The organism is Methylophilales bacterium MBRSF5 (assembly GCA_001044335.1).
Classification (GTDB): domain Bacteria; phylum Pseudomonadota; class Gammaproteobacteria; order Burkholderiales; family Methylophilaceae; genus BACL14.
This window is the reverse complement of record CP011001.1, coordinates 511,485-535,064: the sequence shown is the minus strand read 5'-3', so window position 1 is coordinate 535,064 and position 23,580 is coordinate 511,485. Positions and strand designations below refer to the sequence as shown.

Below are 23,580 nucleotides of genomic sequence, written 5' to 3'. Positions count from 1 at the left end.
TGTTAAATATCCAAAAGAAATAAAAATAAAAAAATAATCTGTACCACCATACTAAAAAGTAAAATTAAATATATGGCCTGATTCATCCATTTATTTTTAATGTAATCATCAATCACATGCTGAACTCCTATCCAGCCATGAAAAAATGTAATTAAAAATAAAACACTGATAATTGATCGATGAATGACTGATTGGAAAAAATTTTTCCAGGCTTGATAATCCAAATGATCAATTTGGACCCAATTAAAAATAAGATAGCCAATAAAAAAATATAAACAAAATGCCGAGAATCTTTGGTAAAGCCACTGTGTCATTCCGCCAAACAAGTTGAAAAAGGGATTTTTTACCATAACCAAATTCCTGCAATAAATGTCAGAAGGAAACTCACCACCAAAACAATCTTACTGGTCATCCGCGCAATAATCAGATCAACACCAAAATGCAAATCAAGCAGGAGGTGTCTTGTGCCAGCGATCAAATGGTGAATAATGCCCCATAACATAAGGCACTTGATTAACTTAAATAACGTCGAATCAAATAAGAAAAGAACCCAGTTAAAGATATTTTCATTTTTTAATGACCAGTAGAGCGATATTGTTAACAATGGCATCAACACAAACAAAACAACACCGCTCACCCGGTGCAAAATCGAAACCATAGCAGGCACAGGAAATCGAATGGTAAATAGATTTAAATTTTTTGGATTTCTATTTTCCATGAAATTCCTTTAAAGCCGCCAGGCGAACATTTTCTGCTACATATTCCTTTAATCTTGGATCAAATGGTTTAGGGATAATGTAATCAGGTCCAAATTTTAATTCCTTCACTTGATAGGCATCTAACACTGACTGTGGAGCCTCTTCTTTCGTTAATTTAGCCAATCCTTCAGATGCTGCTAACATCATATTCATTGTAATCTGTGGCGCTCTTGCATCTAAAGCCCCTCTAAATAAAAAAGGGAAACCCAGTAAATTGTTTACTTGATTTGCATAATCTGATCTACCCGTTGCCATGATGACATCATCTCTTACAGACCTAGCTTCATCTGGAGTGATTTCAGGTTCAGGATTAGCTAGAGCAAAAACAATTGGATCTCTTTTCATTTTTAATAAGTATTCTTTTGGAAGTAAATTGGCACCAGATAATCCAATAAATACATCCGCATCTTCAATAATTTCTTCTAGTGTAGTTGCTGAGGTGTCACTTAAAAATTCTTTATTATAGATATTGGCATCATCTCTTGATTTATTTAGCACCCCTTTTCGATCGACGAGATGGATTTCCTCTACCCCCAAATGCCTAATTAAACGAGCACAAGATAACCCAGCAGCGCCAGCACCAAGAAATACCACCTTAATGTCATCAATTTTTTTATTAACTATTTCTAATGCATTTTGTAATCCCGCCGCTACAATGACTGCTGTACCATGTTGATCGTCATGAAACACAGGAATATTAAGGCGTTTTTTTAATTCATCTTCAATATAGAAACATTCTGGAGCCTTGATGTCTTCAAGATTAATTCCACCAAAGGTAGGTGATATCGCAGCAACAGTTTCTATAAATTGATCAGGATCAGATAAATCGATCTCAATATCGTATACATCTATATCGGCAAATTTTTTAAAGAGGATGCCCTTGCCTTCCATGACAGGCTTACTGGCAAGCGCGCCCGTATCTCCAAGACCTAAAACAGCAGTTCCATTAGAAATAACCGCAACCAAATTACCCTTGTTGGTATAACGATAGGCATTGTCTTTATCGTTTTGAATGGCTCTGACTGGCTCTGCCACTCCTGGTGAATAAGCGAGAGATAAGTCATAGGCTGTGTCACACTGCTTCATTGAAGTGATCTCAATTTTTCCAGGCCTTGGATGCTCGTGATAATTTAGCGCTTCATCTTTTAAAGACATATTATTCGAGCTCCGTCTGATAATGATAATTTTCGGTAAGACACAATCCCAACCTCCACTCAACAGGCTTCTCACCATAGGTATATGAGAGCCTCTCAATGCTTAATAATGGTGTTTTTTTTGGAATGCTTAATAATTTAGAAACTTCACTTCCTGCGGCTACCGCCTTAATTTTTTCATTGGCCTTAAGCATTTGAACCCCGTAGCGTGACTCATAAAGTCGATATAGGGACCCTTTTTTTTGATTGATCATCTCCTCGTTTAATCCCTTAAAAGCAGATGATGAAATATAAATTTCATCGAGGATAAGGGGTTTTTTGTCAAATGTAAGTAGTCTCTTGATCTGAAATACAGGTGATCCTGGGGCAAGGTTTAATTGTTTAGCCACATAGCTAGAAGATCGAATTTTCTTAAAAGAAAATAATTCACTTTCCAGTTTTTCTTTATGGCCTTTGGTTGATGTTAATCTTAGAAATCGTAATTGGATCTGCTCTTCATCATGTGTAGTTACATAGGTCCCTTTTCCTTGGCGACGAACTAAAATTTTCTCATTTGAAAGTGCATCAATGGCTTTTCGAACGGTTCCTTGACTGACTTTAAAATCATTCGCCAATTCAATCTCACTTGGAATCATATCCCCTGCTCTCCACTTACCAGAAACTAACTCTTCCGTGATTCTTTGTTTAACCTGTACATATAAAGGTATGTTCATACTCAACAAAAATAAAATTTAACTTATGTATATCTTATATAAGACTAAATAAAAAAGCAACAAGAAATTAAAAAAAAATATATTTTACTAAGTTATTGATTTTATTATTATATATATAAAAACTAAAAAAAATATAGATATAAACATATATAAGACTAAAAATAATATTGACATATTTTTTTTATTATTTAGAATGTGGTAGTAATTAATAATTTATTCACATTGATGCGATGAATACAAATACTTACAAACCCAGACGTTCGATGTTGTATGTACCTGGATGCAATAAAAGGTATCTAGAAAAAGCAAAGGAATTAAGAGCAGATACAATTATTTTGGATCTCGGCGACCCTATCCTGCTGGATGCTAAAATCCAATCAAGAGATAACGTGATTGAGATGCTCCAAGAAAGAGGTTATGGCAAAAGGGAGGTTGTCGTTCGTGTTAATGATTTTGACTCACCCTGGGGTTTGGATGACATTAAAGCAGTTGCCCCCCTTCAACCCGATGCAATATTGTTTCCAAATATTGAATCAAAAGAAGATATCATCAATTGTATTGCCGAGTTAGATCGATGTGGAGGTCAAGATATTTCAGTCATGGTGATGATTGAAAGTCCTTTGGCTGTTTTAAATGCAAAAGAAATTGCAAGTGCATCAGATCGGATTATTTGTATGGTCTTAGCAACATCAGACCTCATATCCCAAATGTATGCTAGGACCACGCAAGATCGAATTGCACTCACCACCAGTCTATCATTGGTCATTTTGGCAGCACGCGCCTATGGCTTATCAGTGATTGATGGTATTCATAGTAATCTTAAAGATACTGCTTCCTTCGAGTACGCCTGCCGCATGGGTAGAGATATGGGTTTTGATGGAAAATCCTTAGTCCACCCAGATCAGTTGGCTTACGCCAATGATGCTTACACACCGAAGCCTGCTGAAATTGAACAGGCCAAAGCCATCATTAGTGGACTCGCAGAAGCGAACGCTTCAGGAAGAGGAACGGTTGTGGTCGATGACAAATTAGTAGAGCACCACCATGTTACCGCTGCAAAAAGATTACTGGTGCAGTATGAAATGATGGAAGAATTGGAAAATAATATATGAGCCAACATCAAGGAAATTTTTTAGAGGATTTTTCACCTAACCAGGTATTTCAGCACGCTATTCCCAGAACCATTTCTGACGGAGATGTGTCGTTGTACCTTGCTCTTGTAGGTAACCGCAATCCTTTGCACTGCTCCATTATAACTGCAAATAATATTGGTTTAAGTGCCGCCCCAGTCGACGATATATTACTTTTCCATGTCGCATTTGGTCGAACAGTAAATGATATCTCTCTAAATGCGGTAGCTAATCTAGGCTATGCAAATATTCAGTTTAAGAGGAATGCTTATGTTGGAGATACTATTCGCTCAGAGTCTCAAGTTATTGGCGTAAAAGAAAATTCAAATAAGTCGACGGGTGTAGTTTATGTGAGGTCAACAACATTTAATCAGGACAATGAAGAAATACTATCCTGGATTCGCTGGGTAATGGTTCCAAAAAGAAATAATGACTCAAAAATAAACGAACTCATCCCAAATGATTTACCAGAGATTTCAGATTTATCTGAGATTCATCGCCATGATGTCTCATATGCGGATTTCAATCCTATAGATACCGGATCAGATTTGTTATTTGAGGACTATGACATTGGTCAGGTCATAAATCATTCTTCTGGAATGACCATTGATGAAACAGACCATACCCTGGCAACGAAACTCTATCAGAATAATGCAAAGCTGCACTTTGATGCTCACATGATGAAATCTACCCCATTCAAAAGACGTTTAATTTATGGAGGACACATCATCTCATTATGCCGGTCATTATCATTTGAAAGTCTAGAAAATGCTCTGCAGGTGGTGGGTGTAAATTCAGGTGTTCATTCAAATCCAACATTTGCTGGAGATACCATTTACACAAGAACAGAAATTATCGATAAATTTGAGCATGACAATTTTTCAGGTGCTGGAATTTTAAGGTTACGACAATTGGGCATAAAAAATACACCTAGTGCTCTTATTGAAAATATTACCAGTGAGAAAAATGGGAAAAAAATTTACGATCCAAGCATAGTTCTTGATATTGATTATTTTGTAGTAATTCCAAAAAGGAAATAATTATGGCTTTAACTCATCCTAACGAAGCATTATTTACAGGTGAAAAACCTTTTCCAATGATTCCTGTGTGTGAACACTTTGCAGGCAGTGAAAAATTAATTACTAAGGCACTCGGTTTGCAAGAAACATTAGGTCCTATTTTTAATATTACCTGTGACTGCGAGGATGGAGCTGCAGCTGGCCAGGAGCAGGAACACGCTGAGATGATTGTGCGTATCCTCAATTCTGAAGCTAATAAGTTTAAGATGGCTGGTTCAAGGATTCATGACTACACTCATCCACATTGGAAAAAAGATGTGGATATCCTCGTTGCTGGTGCAGGAAACATTCTCAGTTATATTACGATTCCGAAATCTACCAATGCCGAACAGCCAAAAGAAATGATTGCTTACATTCAAAAGGTGGCTAAAGAGAATAATATTAATCGTGAAATTCCAATTCACGTGCTTATTGAGACCCATGGAGCTCTCGCTGACGTGCAAAACATTGCAAAACTTCCTTGGCTTCAAGTGTTAGATTTTGGCCTTATGGATTTTGTCAGTGGTCACCATGGTGCTATACCTGCATCCGCAATGCGAAGCCCAGGTCAATTTGATCATAAATTACTAGCAAGAGCTAAAAGCGAGGTGGTTGCCGCAGCAATAGCCAATGGCGTAGTGCCTGCACATAACGTCACATTGGATTTAAAAAATACCGAGACCACGTTCTCTGATGCGAAAAGAGCACGTGATGAGTTTGGTTTTATGAGAATGTGGAGTATCTATCCAACGCAGATCACAGCAATTGTCGATGCGATGAAACCAAATTTTAATGAAATTCAAGATGGGGCTGAAATATTGATACTCGCCCAGGATGCAGACTGGGGGCCGATACAATTTAAAGGTGAGCTGCATGATCGAGCCACTTATCGGTACTTTTGGGAAATACTTCAAGCTGCAAAACAAACAGGTCAAGACATTCCTAAAGAAGCTGACCAGAGATTTTTTTCATAGAAAGGTTATTTGATGTCTGCCGGTAAAAAATTTAGAGATGCCCTTGCCAAAGAAAAACCTCTACAAGTAATTGGTGCGATTAATGCGTACCATGCTCTCCTTGCCACTCAAACTGGGTATAAGGCCTTATATCTTTCCGGTGGAGGTGTTGCGGCTGGTTCCTTAGGGATTCCTGACTTAGGTATATCAACCTTGGAAGATATATTAATAGACATCAGAAGGATTACTGATGTAACTGATACCCCCTTGCTTGTTGATATTGATACAGGGTTTGGTGGTGCATTAAATATATCTCGAACAATTAAGTCGACGATTAAGGCAGGTGCGGCAGCTGTGCACATTGAAGACCAAGTACAAGCAAAACGATGTGGTCACCGCCCAAATAAAGCCATTGTTTCTCAACAGGAGATGGTTGATCGAATCAAGGCGGCAGTTGATGCTAAAACAGATCCAGACTTTGTCATTATGGCTCGAACCGATGCCTTAGCAGTTGAGGGTTTATCAAGCGCAATTGATCGGGCATGTGCTTGTGTCGAAGCTGGTGCAGACATGATCTTTCCTGAGGCCATGACAGAATTGTCCATGTATCAGGAGTTTTCTAATGCAGTCAAAGTCCCTGTTCTGGCAAATATTACAGAGTTTGGGTCTACCCCTCTTTTTACTAGAGAGGAATTGGCTGGCGCTGACGTCAGTCTTGTCTTATATCCATTAAGTGCGTTCCGAGCTATGAATAAAGCGGCCTTATCCGTTTATGAATCAATACGAAAAAATGGAACACAACAAAATGTAATTGAACTGATGCAGACCAGAAATGAATTGTATGAGTTTCTCAATTACCATGCGTACGAAAAAAAATTAGACGAGCTTTTTGAACAGGAAAAATAGATTACGAGGGAGGATTTATGAATAATGTTGCCGAAAAAAAAGTAAAAAAAGGAGTTGCCCTTGCAGGTGTAAATGCTGGAACAACAGCAGTTTGCACTGTTGGACACACAGGAAATGACCTGCATTATCGTGGTTACGACATTTTAGATCTAGCAAAATATTCTAATTTTGAGGAAGTGGCTTATCTATTGATTCACGGTGAATTGCCGAATTCTGATCAATTAGCAGCATATAAAGATAAACTTAGGGCTCTTCGAGATATTCCAGATGCTGTCAAGATTGCGTTGGAGCAACTTCCAAAAAATGCACACCCAATGGACGTGATGAGAACAGGATGCTCTGTCCTAGGAACAATTGAACAGGAAGGCGAAGATCGTGATATTGAGAATACAAAAAATATTGCTGATCGCCTCATTTCTTGTTTTGGTTCAATGTTGATCTACTGGTACCATTTTTCTCACAATGGAAAAAAAATAGATTGTGACTCCGAGATGGATTCCATAGCAGGACATTTTCTATACTTATTGCATGGCAAAGCCCCATCAGAGCTTCATGAAAAGGCAATGAATACTTCACTTGTATTATATGCAGAGCATGAATTTAATGCATCCACTTTTACCTCTCGTGTCATTGCAGGAACCCTGTCCGATATGTATTCAGCGATCACAGGGGCTATTGGCGCACTTCGTGGACCGAAACATGGTGGCGCTAATGAAGCAGCGATGGAAATTATTGCACGCTACAAAGATGCTGATGATGCTGAAAATGATATCCGTGAACGCATGGCAAGGAAAGAAATCATCATTGGTTTTGGACACCCTGTTTACACTATTGGTGACCCAAGAAATGAAAGTATCAAATCTGTTTCAAGGGCATTATCAGAAGATGCTGGGGATATGAATTTATTTAACATCTCAGAAAGAATTGAGAAAGTAATGTGGAATGAGAAGAAAATGTTCCCCAATTTAGACTGGTACAGCGCATCAAGCTACCACCTAATGGGTATCCCAACTTCTATGTTTACTCCAATTTTTGTAATCTCAAGAACAACAGGTTGGGCAGCTCATGTTATCGAACAAAGGATTGATAATAAAATTATCAGACCAAATGCGGAATATACCGGCCCAGAGAACAGACCGTACACACCAATAAATCAAAGATAAAGAAAGGTAAAAAAATGTCTTCTCACATTTCTAATGTAAGACCTGAGCCCGATCAGGTCATCGTAGATATAGCAAAGTATGCAAATGAGTATGAAATTAACAGCGATGAGGCTATAGATACCGCAAGATATTGCTTAATGGATACATTAGGATGTGGTTTAGAAGCACTGAGTTACTCAGCATGCACAAAACTTTTAGGGCCGATTGTTCCAGGAACCATTGTTCCCAATGGTGCGAAAGTTCCAGGAACTAATTATCAATTAGATCCCATCAATGCTGCATTTAATATTGGCGCCATGATTCGATGGTTAGATTTCAATGACACTTGGCTGGCTGCTGAATGGGGTCATCCATCAGATAACTTGGGAAGTATTTTGGCAGTTGCAGATTGGCTATCAAGAACAAGGATTGCGGAGGGACAGCCCCCTCTCCTTATGAAAGATGTGCTCATCGCCATGGTCAAAGCCCATGAAATTCAAGGAGTGATCGCTCTTGAGAATAGTTTTAATCGAGTCGGTTTAGATCATGTGCTTTTAGTCAAAGTAGCCTCAACAGCGGTTGTTGCAAAGATGCTGGGAGCCACATATGAGCAAATCATTGATGCTGTTTCAAATGCATGGTTAGATGGGCAAAGTCTGAGAACCTACCGCCACGCACCTAATACAGGTTCCCGAAAATCATGGGCTGCGGGTGATGCGACCAGCCGTGCTGTGCGATTAGCATTAATGGTAATGAAGGGTGAAATGGGATACCCATCCGCACTTAGTGCTAAAACATGGGGTTTTTATGATGTGCTGTTTAAAGGCAAACCTTTTGAATTTACTCAGGCATACGGTTCCTATGTAATGGAAAATGTACTCTTTAAAATATCTTTTCCAGCTGAGTTTCATGCACAAACCGCCGTGGAATGCGCCCTAACGTTACATCCGAATAATATTGACTTAATAGATACTTTAGAGAAGATAGATAATATTGATCGAATTGAAATTACTACGCATGAATCAGCGATCAGGATTATCGATAAAACAGGTCCGCTAAATAACCCTGCCGATCGTGATCACTGCATACAGTACATGACTGCAATCGGTTTACTCAAAGGCAATCTTACCGCGCAAGATTATGAGGACGAGGTAGCGAATGATCCACGAGTGGATGCACTTCGAGAAAAAATGACCTGCATTGAGAAACCAGAATATACCAAAGATTATCTTAATCCCGATAAAAGATCGATTGCCAACGCAGTACAAATTTTTTACAAAGATGGCTCATCTTCTGAACAGGTCGCGGTTGAATATCCGATTGGGCATCGACGACGACGAAGCGAAGGGATTCCTGAATTGATTAAAAAATTTGAGATTAACCTGAAGCGTGAATTTGATGATACTCAGTCTGAGAAAATTATGAATCTTAATTTAGATATTGATTTACTTCAAAAAACACCAGTAAATGAATATGTCGATCTATACACTAAGTAAGCTCAGACTGTATTGCTCTTAATTCATCTAACGGGTCTTGATATTCATCATATTCATGATCCGTTTGAGCATACCAATAACGACTGTTAGACTCATCTCCCTCAATTTTATGAAGGACTGCATGGATCCAATTCGAATGATTTGAATGCATCTCTTGTACAATTTTGTGAGACGCATCCCATTCATCATTAATTGCAAACTCGAGAGCCTTGATTAAATTATCATTACTCACTAATTTGATTCCTTTTGTTTTCTGTATTCACAATCAGGTAAATGATTTTCCAGTAATCCGTTAATGGTTAGAGTGGACACTTTACAAAATTGACACTGATAATTATTCACGCCCTCCTCAATTCTTTCTTGTGGGTAGTCGATAAAATATTTATCCATTATTATCTGTCTCCTTTATCATCCATTCTAAATATTTTTGCTCTGCATGTACATTAAGCACAATTAACTCGGGTGTCTCATATGGGTGATTTAATAAAAAAAAATTTTTTATTCCTTTGATTTTCTTTTTTGTGGTTTTCATCATCACTATTGTTTCAGAGTCTGTAGTAATTTTATTTTTCCACCAATACATCGACTGAACATTATCAATGATGTTAGCGCATGCAATCAATCTTTGATTAAGTAACTCACCAATAAAAAGCTTACATTTATTTTTGGGTAATGTGGTTATGATGAGTTTAGGTCTATTAAACAACATAAAAAAACTATTCAAATGATTTTCAATACATTATAGTTGGAATCATATGTTATTTAGAAAACATTTAACAGAAGCTGGAAAATCGTACTGGAAACATTTTATGTTTGCTTTTAGGGCTGGTTTCTTTCTAATTTATGCTGGAATTACTTCAATTATCCATGCATTAATTCCATCGTTATTTCCTTTTGTAAGTCAGAAAATTGTCCAAAAGTTAATTAAAGAATCAGAACAAGAAAGAAGATCAAAATGAAATATTTTCTCATTTCCTTTTTAATCTTATTTAATTGTATCGGTCATGCATTACAAATTGGGGATATGACTCCTGACTTTGATGCCAGCACAACGAAAGGTGATCTTAATTTTTACAAATGGTCTAAAGATAGCTGGGTGGTATTATTTTCTCACCCAGGAGACTTTACACCGGTCTGCACAACTGAGCTCGCTTACGCTGCTTTTCTTCAACCGGAATTTGCTGATAAGAATGTCAAACTTATTGGTCTTAGTGTCGACTCACTAGAGGACCACAAGGAATGGATCCCACATGTCAATGCTTATAAAGACAAGATTAAAACAGAGTTTTCACTTGAAAAATCTTTGGACAATTTTACCGATGTGTTTAAAAGACGTCCTGATGTGGATTATCCAATCATCGCCGACACCTCAATGGAGATTGCAAAAATATTTGATATGATTCACCCGAATGCCAACCCTAATGAAAGTGCCTTTGGAATTAAACATAAAGCCACCATTCGATCTGTGTTCATTATTTCACCTGATAAAAAAGTACAGACCATCCTCACCTACCCGATGCACGTCGGAAGAAACTTTTATGAAATTCTCAGGACTGTTGAAGCCCTTCAAGTCGCAGATAAACATAAAGTGTCAACGCCAGCAAATTGGAATCCTGGGGATGAGGTGATTGTTCCGACCTACATTACCAACGACATGATTGAAGAACATTATTCAACTAATGAATTTACCGAACATCAAAAATATTTAAGGATGATCGAACAGCCAGGTTTTTATAAAGGAAATAAAAATCGAAATAAAGGCCGAGTTTATAAGCACAAAAACTAACTAATTCACATCAAGAATTGTTAGTGTGCCCGCTTTCATATCAGGGATGTAAACTTTTTTGTTATCTTGACTTAAACTTATATCGGCTGCTGCTTCAAACTTGTCATTTATCAGTTCAGCTTTACCAGATATTAGCTTATAAAGCTTACCTTCTAACCAACTACTTAAAAAGAAGGTATCTTTTACTTTTGCAATTCCATCACCGCCATTAAAACCCTCAGCTATTTTCTTGAAAGATTTTTTATTTAAATCAGCCTCAAAAAACTCACCAGCCCAGTCCAAAACATAAAGTGTGTTTTCATCCAGAAGAAGGCCGTTGGGAGCTTTAATTAAATTTCTCTCATCCTCAAATATAGTTTCTATTTCACCCGTGGTCTTAATTATAAAGATCTGACCAGTGCTCTTAAAATCACCTGAATCAGAGACGTATAAATTTCCCTTATCATCCACATCAATATCATTCAAAAAGACCGGACTTCTTGGAAATTGCATTGTTCCTGCATAAACAGCAGACGTTTTATTTTCAATATCTACCTCAACAACCACATCCCGATCAGTCACGTAAATTTTGTTATCAAACAATACCAATCCTTTCGGATCATATAAGTCATCAACGATTGTTGTTAAATTTCCACTTTTATCAATCATTGTAATTTTCCCGTCTTTATCAACATCTCTTTCGCCTATTTCTGAGACATAAATATTACCGTTTTTGTCTTGAGCAACTGACTCAGGCATTTTGAAACCCTCGATGACAACATCAGCAAATACTGAACTAGATAACAAACTTAAACTTAATAAAATCCAAAGTAATCTCATAATCATTCCTAATAATTAACGTGTTAATTTCCAAACTGGTGATTTTCTTTGATCAGTAATTAAATAGATATCGCCATCTTGATCGATCTCAAAATCACGGATGCGGCCTATATCACCACCCAGGATAACTTCCTCACCAACAATGTCTCCTTCTTCAAAATCCAATCGAATGAGACTTTCCCCATTAAGTGAACAAACAATTAAATCACCTTGCCATTCGGGAAAGGTTTGTCCAAAATAAAATTGTACACTGCTTATGGCCATCGAAGGTACCCAGTTCAGTTTCGTTGAAGTGAATTGATCATCGAATGGTGATTTACCAATCTTGATACCCGTATATTCGCTCCCACCCCATGATATATGTTTCCAGCCAAAATTTGCTCCAGGCTGAGCAATCGCAATATGATCACCCCCTTTAGGACCGTGACTCGAAAATAAAACATCATTTTCTGGTGTTAAAGTAATTCCTTGTGGATTTCTTACACCGATAGAATAAATTTCAGGTAGCCAATCAGGATGAGATTTAAAATGTGGGTTATCATTTGGAACTGATCCATCCGTTTTAATTCGAATGATACTGCCTGGATGGGTTTTCGGATCTTGTGCAATCATCTCGCCACCTCGCTCCCCAAAACCAGCATATAGATTGTCATCTTTAATCACAATGCGTGATCCATAGTGCCTATTTTCTTTTAACTTTGGTGTGGCAATCAAAAGATTTTGAAAATCTGTAATTTCATTAGCCTGAAATTTGCCCTTTGCAATCGCTGAACTTGAAAATTTACCATCATGATCATAGCTGTAGGTAAAATATAAATATTCGTCATTTGGATTGAAATAAACGTCCAACAGACCTCCCTGTTTACCTCCAGGTTTGTATTCAACGTGTTGGATATTATGATTAATTTGGGTTTTGCCAGCATTTTTTTTATTGAATTTAAATAAACCGCCCCCTTTTTCTGAAATGATCATCTCTTCATTATTAAGTGAGGTTATACCCCAGGGGTGCTCAAAGGAAACATCAAGTTTTTGTAATTTATAATCTGAATTAGTTTTAGAATACTTTTTGTAATTACTTATTTTTTGATCAGCTATTGCAAATGACATCTGCAAGCTTAAAACGAAAATAATTACTTTAATGGGCATGAGAATATCTATTAGTTAAAGATTTTAGATAGCTGTCAGAAGAAAAGTTTCAGAATATTTGTTTTGATTTTTAATGGAAGAAAATGGCGGAAGAGGTGTCCGACTCACTTTACCTACATACCTGTCCAAGTTAATCCTCACTAATCTCATAATTACACCTTAAACACCAGTAATATCAACAAGCAGTATATTAAACCTGTCTTGATGTGTCCAATGTTATTTGCTAGAATCTATGTATTAACTGTTCCCTAAACTGTTCCCTACTGGAGATTAGGATATGAAACTTACAGATACATTCGTTAGGAAGGTCAAGTTATCTAAAGGAAAATTAGAGGATTGGCATAGCGATGGACATGGGACTAACTTCTATCTTCGTGTAAGAGAAGGTAATCAAAAAGACTGGTTCTTTAGAGGTATGCTTGGGGATAGAACCATTAAGCGTGGCATAGGTTCATACCCTACCATTAGTCTTGAGGAAGCAAGAAACCTAATAACCATATGTAAAAGGTGTGTCCAAAAAGGCATTGACCCTAGAGACCACTTCAATGCCCAAAAGAATGAGAACCTTAAGGTATCTGATGATATGTATAAGTTCTCTACCCTTATTGAAGATGTGATTGAATACAACACAACAATGACTGACAAGGTGTGGTCAGAACCTCATATCAAGCGTTATAGAGGTATTTGGAAGAACTATCTAGAGAAATATCTAAAGACCAAGTCTATTACCAATACAACCCATACTGAATTATTAGCAATACTGAAGAAGATTAAGTCTGACCCAGTTAAGTTAGTAAGTGGTAAGACCGATACCAAGAGATACAACAGAACAACTACGACAAACCTTGCAAAGACCTTGTTAAACATCATGTATACCTATGCCATAGATGAACTTCATTGGGACGGAGACAACGCTATAGATAGGATACGCAGTAACAAGATATTTAAGAAGATGAAGAAACCAGTTAAGCATTCATCGGTTATAGAAGAAGACTTTGGTAGATATTGGCATGGTGTTAAGACACTAGATAATATGGAAGATAGAGTTGCCTTAATGGTCATAACAACAACTGGATTACGAGTTGCTTCACTATTGAATGCAAGATGGTCTTGGTATAACAAAGCAAAGAAAACATTATCAATACCATCGGAGTTTATGAAGAGAAAAGAACCATTTGTCACCCCTCTTCCTGACATGGTGGTAGATGCTTTAAACGCTCTTAAAACTGCATCAGGTCTTACCAAAGATGACTATATCTTTCATGCTAGAGATGGTGGTCATATGGACTTTAATCGTCCTAGAAAACTTATTAGAGAGATGTTAGGTTTTAGTTACGCAACTGCACATGGTGCAAGGACTGTTCTAAAGACTACATGTGAAAAGTCTCATCTTTTTAATAGTCTTGCGATTGAAGCACAACTCCATCATGACATAGCAGATAAGGTTGAGAGGTCTTATATGGCAGACTATGATTGGTTAGCAGAAAGATTCCCCATAGTTGAATACATGGTGTCTGAAATGGATAAGAAAGAGAAAGAGTATCTAGATATTATGAATATTGGTAAGGAAGAACTAGCGTAAGTCCTGTAGTGTTCTCTTAATTACTTCTTTATCCCTATTGTCTACCACTAATGATTCAACATATTCACATCTTTCAGGAAGAACAATCTTGTTCCAAAACCTCGTTATATTCTTTCTATAGGTTGGTATAGGTGCAGTTGGTGCTTTACCTAGAATACACTTCTCAAATAGGTAGTCATTAAGAATAATCCATTTGTATTTCTCAAAGTTGTCGTTCCAGTAATCATAACCACCTTCCCCCATCAGTTCTGCACAATCCTTCTTGGTTATACCTTTAGTCTCAATAAGTTTATGAGCAAACTTTCTAATATCATCAGGAACAGTAAAAGGGTCGTGGTATTCTTGCTTGTAATCTTTCTGTTTAAAGATATGGTCTAGTGTCTTCTTATTCTTTGGGTCTAGGTATTCAGTAAAAGCATCATTAAGTGCCTTTAAGATGATTGGGTCTATGATTGGTGGGTTTGCTTTATATTGATGCGTAAAGATTTCCATAGCGGTTCTAACATTCTCACCATCAAATGCACCACCCCCAACTTGTATCTGACCAAGTGTCACTCTATAAACTAATGTTTGGTAAAGAGTTGGATTCTTTTTTATGAATTCTACGACTTCAACATTCTGACTTGTGCCATGTCTTTTTAGATTCTCAATAGTTCTTTGAAGGATACCTAGAAGTTTCTTCATCTTACCGAAATTAAACTTCAAATTATCGTGACATTCTTGCCATGAATAGAGGTGCATACAACCAAAGAAGGTTGGTATTAAATCTATCTCATCTTGAGTTCTTTTTCTATCCATATCTTCCTCAAAAATAGGGATTAGATAGTGCGTTTCTGTTCCCCATTGAACCCTAAATTTCCATGATTAAATGTATGTATGGACACTCGTTAATGTCCCATCGGATTCGGTAAGAACATTATACCAAACAGTATGTGGAAGAACGAGTAAACAATTGATTTAAAGAAGTGCAATTTACTTTAAGTCTTGTTTTTAATTAATTGATAATAAATAGAAAGAAGGAAACAAAACATGGAAAAACTTTATTACAGAATTAATGAGTTATCTGAAATATTAAGCATGGGAAAAAGCACCATTTGGGGTCTTATGAAAGAGGGAAAATTCCCTCAAAGCATCAAGATTTCTCAAGGTGTAACTGCTTGGAAATCGGAAGATATTCTTAAGTGGGTTGATGAGCAATCAACGAAGAAAATGGACAGTTAATTAGCACCCTTTTCTCTCTTAAATTAACTCAATAATGGATACAAAAATGAAAGTATTTGAACTACCGATGGTAAGGGTAGATGATGCCAAATATACCGAAGGTCGCACCAAAGTAATGACCATCAAAGAATATGCAGAAATAGGTTTTGCTATTACCGAGTTTAAGGATTCAGTTGCAGGTGTGGTCTTTGCAGATATATCTAATGGGTATAGAAAGAATGACAATGTCATGTCCGTATCTGCCCTAGTGTTTGATATAGATAAATACTACCTTGATGTCTTTGAGCAGTTAAAGAAGGACATTAGGAATACTGGTATAGAAGCAGTAATTAACACTACCTATAGTCATGACCCAACTGATAAGAGGTATTGCTATAGGATAATCATTCCCTTTGCCAATCCTATTGAGAAGATACATCTTGAGTATGTAGGAAGGAAGTTTATGGACTTATGCCCTTCCCTTCATATGATTAACAATAGTGGTCATTTAGATAAAGCATTCAAGAACCCATGCCAATTCTATTACTTACCAACCTGTCACCCAGAACGAAAAGATTATGCGGTAATTGAATACTTGGGGGGTGTGCCTTTAAAACCTGATACCCCAAAAAACTACGAAGACGAATATGTCAGTAGTAACGATGTGTATACAGGTCAGGACATGCCCTCACAAGCGATTTTAAGCACTTCTGACAGCATTTTAGAGGGTGGACGAGATAATGCCATTACTAGCATCGTTGGCACTCTAGTGAATCAAGGATTAAGTAAAGAACAGGTTCTTGCAAAAGCATTAGTTCTTAATGATGAAAGATGTAAACCACCTCTAGAGTTATCTCAAGTAAAGAAATCAGTTGATAGTATTTGGAGAACTCATTATCAAGATAATCCACTACCAACACCACCTAAAGATAATCCATTTGGGTTCAGAACCTACAAAGAGTTAATGCAAATGCCACCTATTGAATGGTTGGTTAGTCAGCACCTCACATCAAAGGGAGTTATGTTTATTTATGGGTCTAGTCAGGCAGGTAAAACATTTGCTTCAGTAGATTTAGCACTATGTCTATGCTTTAAATCTCAATGGTTGGGATTTGATATTAAGAAGAATGTGCCAGTTAGATATTGTGCCTTTGAAGACTATCGTGGTGTTGCTATGCGAGTAGATGGGTGGGCGGAATATCATGGATATACGCAAGAAGACTTATCTAATAAGTTCAGACTGGGTGGTGAAGGTGCAAGTCTTAATATCACTTCAGAAGCATCAGTAAATCAATTCATAGAAGCATTACAGTTAGATGGATTTAAAGATGGAGTTATCTTTCTAGATACATTTAACAAGATATGTGGCGGTGAGGAAGAGAATGCTAATGGCAAGATGGGTATGGCAATTATCCAGTCAGAAAGAATATCTCAAGCAACCAACTCTTTGGTAATCAATATCCACCATAACGGAAAAGATAAAGGTAAAGGTATGCGAGGTGGTAGTGCATTACATGCAGGTGCAGACCTTATTTATAGCATTGAGAAGCATAGTGATAACCATTCTCTTAAGTTTGAAAAGATTAAGAATGCAAAAGACGGACACAATGTTGGTTACAAACTAGAGACAGTTGAGTTAGATAAACAATACTACAACGATGAGAATGCCAATACCGCAGTAGTTATTCCTACCTACACTTCAGTTAAAAAAGATTCATATGAGGTCAAGATTGATGGTGAAAACAATAAGCAAATCTATGCCCTATTAGTAAAAAGACTTGATGCTTACAACGACCATGAAGATGACTATGAAACAGTTGTGAAAGATGTAACGACCCAATGGGTTGAAGGAACAAATAAACCAAGAGCGAGGGAGATAGTTAAACGATGTATCTCTACATTAAGAACTGCTGAAAAGTATCGTGGCATGGTTTTAGATACAGGTAATCGTGATGGAAGAACCAACAGGATTTGGTTAATTGAGAATGATAAATACCACATTAAGTATTAACGAACTCTTCTACCACAACTCACACACCCTAAAGGGTGTTGTGTGTTTGTGGATAGATATAGAGAACCACAAGGAAACACATTGTGTATGTTTTGTGTGAACTTGTGTATTGATAACTTTTAGATAAAGGAAAAGAACTTATGGCAAAAGAAGCATTATGGAAACCACAAATAGACGAGATGGAAACTATTGAAGAATTGCGTGGTGTGAAAGATTACATTAACCATAGACTACGATTCATGATGCGTAAGGATACGGCAGAAGGAATCATTAAACGCAAGGAAGAAGAACTTCAAGAACTTAAAGAACGCTATGCAAATGGTGGTGATATAAGGGTTGATATTAAAGACTACGATAAGCAACAATCAATCTCAAAGGAACAGGTTGAGAAGATGATAAAGAGCATTAATGATATGCCTAAACCTAGAGGTTCTATTGATTTAGAAAGGGCAAAAAAGAATGGCGAACTATGACATTGATAAAACTTTGGAACCACTCTTGCTTGAAGTGTTTTCGACTAGGCGTTCTAAGATTCCACATTGGCCGACCGTTTTTGGGGTCGTGCATCGATGTCTCAAGGCACTCAAATCGTTATGAAGTTTTTTCAGCTCTTCAATACTCGATTCCACAAGGTGAAGATGGGTATTGATTATGTCGTTGACTTCCTCGCAATCGGATTCTGGTGTGCTTTGAAGCAGGATGAGCTGTTTGATTTCTTTCAAGGTTAAACCCAGAGAGCGGCAATGCCTTATAAACAGGAGTTTTTCAAGTGTCTGCTTATCGTAAAGGCGAAAATTACCCTCAGTACGTGATTGGGCCGATATAAGCCCTTCCTTCTCATAGTACCGAATGGTCTGCACTGAGCAGCCACTGCGCTTTGCCAGTTCACCAATTTTCATCACTCCACCCTTGAAGCTATAGTTACTATAGAGTTTACACTATCTTTTATCCTGTAAACAAGAGCCATTTATGTCTGTAGACTCAAAGACCTGTTGCGGTTGTAACCCCAGTCAAGGCAAGTCAGAGCAACCTGAATCGCAAAGAAAAAGTGATGTTCAAGCTGAGCCGAAGTACCTGAGCAATTCATGCGCTGGGTTTGGGCTGGGGGTCGTAAGCTGAAAGGACTGGTTCGACGGAGACAAGAAGAGGTTAACCAATATATTTTTTAAACATGCAGTATTTTAAGTCTTAAAGCATTTGCAATAACGCTGACCGAAGAGAGCGACATGGCTGCTGCTGCTATAATCGGAGATAACAAAATGCCAAAGACTGGGAAGAGAATGCCAGCTGCGATTGGTACACCTGCTGCATTATAGACAAAGGCGAAGAACAGGTTTTGCCGTATATTGCGCATGGTGGCCACGGAGAGCTTACGGGCGCGGACAATGCCGGTGAGATCGCCTTTGAGCAATGTTACGCCCGCGCTTTCCATGGCCACATCGGTGCCGGTGCCCATGGCTATGCCGACATCGGCGGCGGCCAGAGCCGGAGCATCGTTAGTGCCGTCCCCGGCCATAGCAACGATTTTCCCTTCCTCACGCAGTTTTTTGACGATGCGGCTTTTATCTTCAGGCAGGATTTCTGCTTCGATTTCTTCAATTCCAAGTGTCTTGGCCACGGCCTCTGCCGTGCGGCGGTTATCGCCGGTCAGCATGACAATACGGAGGCCCTGCGCGTGCAGGGTCTTGATAGCCTCCGGAGTGGTTTCCTTGATCGGATCGGCAATCGCCAGCAATCCAGCGGGTTTGCCCCCCACGGCTATAAAAATCACCGTTGCGCCATCGCTTCGCAGTTCATCGGCCTGCGCCGATAAAGACGACACATTAATGGATTGTTCTTCCATTAATATGACATTGCCGAGCGCCACAGCCCGGCCATTGATTTTGCCGATCACGCCTTTGCCGGTTGGCGAGTCAAAATCCTCTGCCGCCGCTAAGTCCAGTCTTTTCTCCTGCGCAGCAACAACTATGGCATGGGCCAGCGGGTGTTCGCTGCCCTGTTCCAGAGACGCGGCCAATAACAACAATTCATCCTCACTAAAACCTTCAGCAGCAACGATTTTTGTCACAGTCGGCTTACCCTCGGTCAACGTTCCGGTTTTATCAATCACCAGCGTATCAACCTTTTCCATGCGTTCCAGCGCCTCGGCGTTCTTAATCAGCACGCCTGCCTGCGCCCCCTTACCAACGCCAACCATAATCGACATCGGCGTGGCCAGTCCCAAGGCGCAGGGGCAGGCGATAATCAGGACACTAACAGCCGCAATAAGGCCATAACTAAAGGCGGGTACAGGGCCAAATATGAGCCATGCAATAAAAGCGATCACGGCGACAACTATCACTGCAGGCACAAACCATCCCGAAACAATATCGGCCAGCCTTTGAATGGGCGCACGGCTTCGCTGTGCCTCGGCGGATCGAACATGGTGAATAAAAGCGGTAATTTTTTTCATGTAAATACTCCAAAAAAAGTGTCGTTATTGCTGTTGGATGGATCGCGGCAAGAGGTTACCTGCCGCGATCCTGCGGGTATTTATTACTGAGTGATCGGATCGCCGTTGTCATCAATCTCTTTTGGCTTTCTCCAGGCCAGTCGATACAAGCCGGGAAGCACCAGTAGCGTGAGTAACGTGGATGAGATAATGCCGCCGATGACGACCGTGGCCAGTGGTCTTTGGACTTCGGCCCCAGTACTGGTGTTAAGTGCCATCGGCAAGAAGCCTAATGCAGCCACTAAAGCGACCATCAAAATCGGCCGCAATCTCAACATGGCGCCACCCTGAATCGCCTGCTCGACGGATTCACCCCGATTGAGCTCATCTCGAAAGGCCGACACCATCATGACCCCCGTCAGTACAGAAACCCCGCATAAGGTAATAAACCCAACGCCGGCTGTGATCGAGAGGGGAATATCTCTTAACCACAAGGCGATAACGCCACCGGTCAGCGCCAGCGGTACGCCACTAAAGACCAATGCCGCATCTTTTGCCGAACCAAAGGTCATCATCAGCAATGCAAAAATCATCACCAAAGTGACGGGGACTAACAGGCTTAAACGCTGAGAGGCTGATTGCAGTTGCTCAAACGTGCCGCCGTATTCCAGCCAATAACCAGGTGGCAATTTCACTTGTTGCGCCACTTTGCCTTGAACTTCAGCCACAAAGCCACCCAAATCGCGACCGCGAACATTGGCGCTGACCACCAGTCGCCGCTTGCCGTTTTCACGAGAGATCTGATTCGGTCCAGGCGCAAGCGTGAGACTCGCCACTTCCCGTAGTGGCACGTAGCCACCGTCTGGCAGCGGTATCGGCAAACGCTCCAACGCGCGCAAGTCACCCCTGACGCGCTCGGCTACCCGCACCACTATCGAGAACCGTTGATCGCCCTCAAAGATCAGGCCGGCTTCCTCACCACCCGTGGCGGCGGCGACTACGTCCTGCACATCGGCGACATTCAAACCATAACGATACATGGCTGAACGATCCGCATTAATGGATAGAATAGGTAACCCAGACACCTGCTCGACCTTAACCCCTTCGGCGCCCTCAATGCCGTTCAATACCGCCGCGATTTCGCCGCCCGATTTAAGCAGTTGCGACAAATCGTCGCCAAACACCTTGATACCGAGATCGGAACGCACACCCGATATTAACTCGTTAAAACGCAGCTGGATCGGCTGACTGATCTCGAAGGCATTACCCGGCAATAATGATAACTTGTCACCGATTTCCTCCAGCAACTGCGCTTTGGTTTTGTCAGGGTCAGGCCATTCACTGTGATCCTTGAGCATGACATAACCATCGGAAATGTTCGGCCCCATGGGGTCACTGGCAACTTCGGCTGTCCCGACGCGCGAGAAGTAGGTTTTAACTTCCGGGATTTCCAGCACCGCTTTTTCCAGTTGAAACTGCATATCAAGGGATTGAGTGAGACTGGTACCCGGTATTCGTAGCGCCTGAATGGCAATATCTCCCTCATCCAGATTCGGGATAAATTCCGTCCCCATCCGTGTGGCCAGTGCGCCAACCAAAACCACAAAGATCAGAGCCGCAGATAATACGAGTACGCGAAACTTAAGTGCCCACACCAATACCGAGGGGTAAAACCGCTTGGAGTGGCGAACAATAAAATTGTCTTTTTCCTCAATATGGCCCGTCATAAACAACGCCACGGCCGCAGGCACAAAGGTGAGTGACAGCACCAATGCAGACAGCAAGGCCATGATCACCGCCATGGCCATGGGCGTAAACATTTTGCCTTCCACGCCGGTTAACGCCAGGATGGGTAAGTTCACCAGAATCACTACCAATACACTGATCAAACTCGGTGTAAATACCTCACGGGTGGCCGCAAACACCGTTTGAAATCGTTCGTCCAGTTTTAAGGTACGCCCAAGATGGTGTTGCCGCCCGGCTAGGCGCAAAATGCAGTTTTCGACAATGATCACCGCGCCATCCACAATCAAGCCAAAATCGAGTGCGCCCAAACTCATCAGATTGGCACTGACCTTGGTTTGCACCATGCCTGTCATCAACATCAACATTGACAAAGGGATCACCATTGCGGTGAGTAAGGCCGCCCGGACATTGCCGAGCATGACCAGGAGCACGACGACAACCAAAATCGCGCCTTCGACCAGGTTGGTCTGTACCGTGGAAATGGTTTTATCGACCAGTACTGTACGGTTATAAACCGGCTCTGCAACCACGCCTTCGGGCAGTGTTTTGTTGATCTCCAGCAACTTGGCCGACACCGCTTGGGAAACCGTCCGGCTGTTGCCGCCCAGTAGCATGATGGCGGTACCCAAGACCGTCTCCTCGCCATCGAGCGTCGCAGCACCGGTGCGCAATTCCTTGCCGAATCCCACCTCGGCCACGTCAGCCACGGTTATGGGTAGGCCGTCACGACGGGCGACGATGATTTTTTCGATCGCCGGGATGTCAGCTACCTGTCCGGGGGCACGAATCAGGTATTGTTCGCCATTTTTTTCGATATATCCGGCACCGATGTTGGCGTTGTTTTTCTCCAATGCCGCCACCAGATCATCGAAGCTGAGCTGGTAGGCCAGCAGTTTTGACGGTTCCGGGGTGACGTGGAACTGCTTTTCAAAGCCGCCAATGGTATTGACTTCGGTAACACCTGGAACCAGGCGCAATTGCGGACGTATCACCCAATCCTGCAAGGTGCGTAAGGCCGTCGCATCATACGGCTCACCATTTTCCATCAAGGCGCCCGGTTTCGCATGCACCGCATAGTGAAAGATTTCACCGAGGCCTGTGGCAACGGGTCCCATCGCCGGATCGATTCCCGAAGGCATCTCGCTTTTCGCCTGCTGCAAGCGCTCGTTGATAAGATTGCGGGCAAAGTAAATGTCCGTGCCTTTTTCAAACACCACGGTCACCTGAGACAGGGCATAGCGTGATATCGAACGGGTACTCTCAACATAGGGCAACCCCGTGATCGCCAGTTCTACCAGGTAGGTAATGCGTTGCTCCACTTCCAGCGGTGAGTAGCCTGGGGCTTCTGTATTGATTTGCACCTGGACATTGGTGATATCGGGTACCGCGTCAATGGGTAGCTGCTGATAGTTCCAGACACCCAGGGCGCCCGTTACCAGCACCAGAAACATCACCAGCCAGCGGCGTGCGATGGAAAATTGAATGAGTTTATCGATCATCACACACTCCTTCGTTGAGCGGCGATAGAATGCTGCTCCGGCCGATGGAA

Annotated in this window: 22 protein-coding genes and 2 pseudogenes; 12 read left to right on the top strand and 12 right to left on the bottom strand. The window is 40.5% G+C overall.

Going from position 1 to position 23,580, the window contains the following annotated elements:
• Window positions 1-2: 2 nt before the first annotated feature.
• Genes UZ34_02910 through UZ34_02895 form a run of 4 tightly spaced genes read right to left on the bottom strand, consistent with a single transcriptional unit; the run spans window position 3 to window position 2,625 of the window.
• Window positions 3-350, bottom strand: coding sequence for a hypothetical protein (locus UZ34_02910; protein ID AKO64388.1), 348 nt, complete (start codon window positions 348-350; stop codon window positions 3-5).
• Window positions 344-718: a hypothetical protein gene (locus tag UZ34_02905; protein AKO64387.1), complete on the bottom strand. Its 375-nt coding sequence runs from the start codon at window positions 716-718 to the stop codon at window positions 344-346. Before UZ34_02905 ends, UZ34_02910 begins: the two co-directional genes overlap by 7 nt.
• On the bottom strand, window positions 708-1,913 hold the full coding sequence (locus UZ34_02900) for a malate dehydrogenase (protein ID AKO64386.1): 1,206 nt from the start codon (window positions 1,911-1,913) through the stop codon (window positions 708-710). Before UZ34_02900 ends, UZ34_02905 begins: the two co-directional genes overlap by 11 nt.
• Before the next feature lies 1 nt (window position 1,914).
• On the bottom strand, window positions 1,915-2,625 hold the full coding sequence (locus tag UZ34_02895) for a GntR family transcriptional regulator (GenBank protein ID AKO64385.1): 711 nt from the start codon (window positions 2,623-2,625) through the stop codon (window positions 1,915-1,917).
• A 263-nt stretch (window positions 2,626-2,888) separates the two neighbouring features.
• On the opposite strand from UZ34_02895, the gene UZ34_02890 reads away from it, so the two are divergent.
• Genes UZ34_02890 through prpD form a run of 6 tightly spaced genes read left to right on the top strand, consistent with a single transcriptional unit; the run spans window position 2,889 to window position 9,310 of the window.
• On the top strand, window positions 2,889-3,737 hold the full coding sequence (locus tag UZ34_02890) for a citryl-CoA lyase (protein ID AKO64384.1): 849 nt from the start codon (window positions 2,889-2,891) through the stop codon (window positions 3,735-3,737).
• Window positions 3,734-4,795, top strand: a complete 1,062-nt coding sequence (locus UZ34_02885; GenBank protein AKO64383.1) for a dehydratase — start codon at window positions 3,734-3,736, stop codon at window positions 4,793-4,795. The genes UZ34_02890 and UZ34_02885 overlap by 4 nt, the downstream gene beginning before the upstream one ends.
• A 2-nt stretch (window positions 4,796-4,797) precedes the next feature.
• On the top strand, window positions 4,798-5,787 hold the full coding sequence (locus UZ34_02880; protein AKO64382.1) for an aldolase: 990 nt from the start codon (window positions 4,798-4,800) through the stop codon (window positions 5,785-5,787).
• A gap of 12 nt (window positions 5,788-5,799) precedes the next feature.
• Window positions 5,800-6,672 (top strand): 2-methylisocitrate lyase, encoded by an 873-nt coding sequence (gene prpB / locus UZ34_02875; GenBank protein AKO64381.1) that lies wholly within the window; start codon window positions 5,800-5,802, stop codon window positions 6,670-6,672.
• Window positions 6,673-6,689: 17 nt separating this feature from the next.
• The gene (locus UZ34_02870) at window positions 6,690-7,835 is read left to right on the top strand and encodes a methylcitrate synthase (GenBank protein ID AKO64380.1); all 1,146 of its coding nucleotides are present in this window, start codon (window positions 6,690-6,692) and stop codon (window positions 7,833-7,835) included.
• A 14-nt stretch (window positions 7,836-7,849) separates the two neighbouring features.
• Entirely contained in the window at window positions 7,850-9,310 is a 1,461-nt protein-coding gene (gene prpD, locus UZ34_02865) for a 2-methylcitrate dehydratase (protein ID AKO64379.1), read from the top strand.
• Here prpD and UZ34_02860 read toward each other — a convergent pair.
• Window positions 9,303-9,542, bottom strand: coding sequence for a hypothetical protein (locus UZ34_02860; protein ID AKO64378.1), 240 nt, complete (start codon window positions 9,540-9,542; stop codon window positions 9,303-9,305). The genes prpD and UZ34_02860 overlap by 8 nt on opposite strands.
• Before the next feature lie 150 nt (window positions 9,543-9,692).
• Window positions 9,693-10,019 carry a hypothetical protein gene (locus UZ34_02855; GenBank protein AKO64377.1) on the bottom strand — a complete coding sequence of 109 codons (327 nt, stop codon included), beginning with the start codon at window positions 10,017-10,019 and terminating at the stop codon, window positions 9,693-9,695.
• Window positions 10,020-10,065: 46 nt separating this feature from the next.
• Between UZ34_02855 and UZ34_02850 the strand changes: the two genes are divergently transcribed.
• Both UZ34_02850 and UZ34_02845 read left to right on the top strand, forming a co-directional pair.
• Entirely contained in the window at window positions 10,066-10,269 is a 204-nt protein-coding gene (locus UZ34_02850) for a hypothetical protein (protein ID AKO64376.1), read from the top strand.
• Between the two features lie 65 nt (window positions 10,270-10,334).
• Window positions 10,335-11,036, top strand: a pseudogene (locus tag UZ34_02845) (peroxidase).
• Between the two features lie 60 nt (window positions 11,037-11,096).
• Here the strand turns inward: UZ34_02845 and UZ34_02840 are convergent.
• Window positions 11,097-11,915 carry a hypothetical protein gene (locus tag UZ34_02840; GenBank protein AKO64375.1) on the bottom strand — a complete coding sequence of 273 codons (819 nt, stop codon included), beginning with the start codon at window positions 11,913-11,915 and terminating at the stop codon, window positions 11,097-11,099.
• Window positions 11,916-11,930: 15 nt separating this feature from the next.
• A complete protein-coding gene (locus UZ34_02835; GenBank protein AKO65143.1) occupies window positions 11,931-13,022 on the bottom strand; it encodes a glucose dehydrogenase in 1,092 nt (363 codons plus the stop codon).
• 316 nt (window positions 13,023-13,338) lie between these two features.
• Between UZ34_02835 and UZ34_02830 the strand changes: the two genes are divergently transcribed.
• Window positions 13,339-14,643, top strand: coding sequence for a hypothetical protein (locus UZ34_02830; GenBank protein ID AKO64374.1), 1,305 nt, complete (start codon window positions 13,339-13,341; stop codon window positions 14,641-14,643).
• Here UZ34_02830 and UZ34_02825 read toward each other — a convergent pair.
• Entirely contained in the window at window positions 14,635-15,441 is an 807-nt protein-coding gene (locus UZ34_02825) for a hypothetical protein (GenBank protein AKO64373.1), read from the bottom strand. The two genes, UZ34_02830 and UZ34_02825, sit on opposite strands and share 9 nt — an antisense overlap.
• Window positions 15,442-15,672: 231 nt before the next feature.
• Here UZ34_02825 and UZ34_02820 point away from each other — a divergent pair, with 231 nt between their 5' ends.
• The 3 genes from UZ34_02820 (at window position 15,673) to UZ34_02810 (ending at window position 18,327) form a co-directional block, all read left to right on the top strand.
• Window positions 15,673-15,864, top strand: coding sequence for a hypothetical protein (locus UZ34_02820; GenBank protein ID AKO64372.1), 192 nt, complete (start codon window positions 15,673-15,675; stop codon window positions 15,862-15,864).
• Window positions 15,865-15,910: 46 nt separating this feature from the next.
• Entirely contained in the window at window positions 15,911-17,854 is a 1,944-nt protein-coding gene (locus UZ34_02815; protein ID AKO64371.1) for a hypothetical protein, read from the top strand.
• A 140-nt stretch (window positions 17,855-17,994) separates the two neighbouring features.
• Window positions 17,995-18,327 (top strand): hypothetical protein, encoded by a 333-nt coding sequence (locus tag UZ34_02810; protein ID AKO64370.1) that lies wholly within the window; start codon window positions 17,995-17,997, stop codon window positions 18,325-18,327.
• Here the strand turns inward: UZ34_02810 and UZ34_02805 are convergent.
• The 3 genes and pseudogenes from UZ34_02805 to UZ34_02795 all read right to left on the bottom strand — a co-directional run bounded on the left by UZ34_02805 (window position 18,322) and on the right by UZ34_02795 (window position 23,530).
• On the bottom strand, window positions 18,322-18,753 hold the full coding sequence (locus tag UZ34_02805) for a MerR family transcriptional regulator (GenBank protein ID AKO64369.1): 432 nt from the start codon (window positions 18,751-18,753) through the stop codon (window positions 18,322-18,324). The two genes, UZ34_02810 and UZ34_02805, sit on opposite strands and share 6 nt — an antisense overlap.
• 266 nt (window positions 18,754-19,019) lie before the next feature.
• A pseudogene (locus tag UZ34_02800) lies at window positions 19,020-20,276 on the bottom strand (haloacid dehalogenase).
• A 113-nt stretch (window positions 20,277-20,389) separates the two neighbouring features.
• On the bottom strand, window positions 20,390-23,530 hold the full coding sequence (locus UZ34_02795; GenBank protein AKO64368.1) for a cation transporter: 3,141 nt from the start codon (window positions 23,528-23,530) through the stop codon (window positions 20,390-20,392).
• Between the last annotated feature and the right edge of the window lie 50 nt (window positions 23,531-23,580).

Excerpts from the sequence above, each read along its gene's own strand:
- UZ34_02910 (AKO64388.1), bottom strand. The coding sequence starts at position 350 with ATGGTAAAAAATCCCTTTTTCAACTTGTTTGGCGGAATGACACAGTGG.
- prpD (AKO64379.1), top strand. The coding sequence starts at position 7,850 with ATGTCTTCTCACATTTCTAATGTAAGACCTGAGCCCGATCAGGTCATC.
- UZ34_02900 (AKO64386.1), bottom strand. The coding sequence starts at position 1,913 with ATGTCTTTAAAAGATGAAGCGCTAAATTATCACGAGCATCCAAGGCCT.
- UZ34_02870 (AKO64380.1), top strand. The coding sequence starts at position 6,690 with ATGAATAATGTTGCCGAAAAAAAAGTAAAAAAAGGAGTTGCCCTTGCA.
- UZ34_02825 (AKO64373.1), bottom strand. The coding sequence starts at position 15,441 with ATGGATAGAAAAAGAACTCAAGATGAGATAGATTTAATACCAACCTTC.
- UZ34_02895 (AKO64385.1), bottom strand. The coding sequence starts at position 2,625 with ATGAACATACCTTTATATGTACAGGTTAAACAAAGAATCACGGAAGAG.
- UZ34_02795 (AKO64368.1), bottom strand. The coding sequence starts at position 23,530 with ATGATCGATAAACTCATTCAATTTTCCATCGCACGCCGCTGGCTGGTG.
- UZ34_02815 (AKO64371.1), top strand. The coding sequence starts at position 15,911 with ATGAAAGTATTTGAACTACCGATGGTAAGGGTAGATGATGCCAAATAT.
- UZ34_02885 (AKO64383.1), top strand. The coding sequence starts at position 3,734 with ATGAGCCAACATCAAGGAAATTTTTTAGAGGATTTTTCACCTAACCAG.
- UZ34_02905 (AKO64387.1), bottom strand. The coding sequence starts at position 718 with ATGGAAAATAGAAATCCAAAAAATTTAAATCTATTTACCATTCGATTT.
- UZ34_02805 (AKO64369.1), bottom strand. The coding sequence starts at position 18,753 with ATGAAAATTGGTGAACTGGCAAAGCGCAGTGGCTGCTCAGTGCAGACC.
- UZ34_02880 (AKO64382.1), top strand. The coding sequence starts at position 4,798 with ATGGCTTTAACTCATCCTAACGAAGCATTATTTACAGGTGAAAAACCT.
- UZ34_02850 (AKO64376.1), top strand. The coding sequence starts at position 10,066 with ATGTTATTTAGAAAACATTTAACAGAAGCTGGAAAATCGTACTGGAAA.
- UZ34_02820 (AKO64372.1), top strand. The coding sequence starts at position 15,673 with ATGGAAAAACTTTATTACAGAATTAATGAGTTATCTGAAATATTAAGC.
- UZ34_02830 (AKO64374.1), top strand. The coding sequence starts at position 13,339 with ATGAAACTTACAGATACATTCGTTAGGAAGGTCAAGTTATCTAAAGGA.
- UZ34_02890 (AKO64384.1), top strand. The coding sequence starts at position 2,889 with ATGTTGTATGTACCTGGATGCAATAAAAGGTATCTAGAAAAAGCAAAG.
- UZ34_02840 (AKO64375.1), bottom strand. The coding sequence starts at position 11,915 with ATGAGATTACTTTGGATTTTATTAAGTTTAAGTTTGTTATCTAGTTCA.
- UZ34_02835 (AKO65143.1), bottom strand. The coding sequence starts at position 13,022 with ATGTCATTTGCAATAGCTGATCAAAAAATAAGTAATTACAAAAAGTAT.
- prpB (AKO64381.1), top strand. The coding sequence starts at position 5,800 with ATGTCTGCCGGTAAAAAATTTAGAGATGCCCTTGCCAAAGAAAAACCT.
- UZ34_02810 (AKO64370.1), top strand. The coding sequence starts at position 17,995 with ATGGCAAAAGAAGCATTATGGAAACCACAAATAGACGAGATGGAAACT.
- UZ34_02855 (AKO64377.1), bottom strand. The coding sequence starts at position 10,019 with ATGTTGTTTAATAGACCTAAACTCATCATAACCACATTACCCAAAAAT.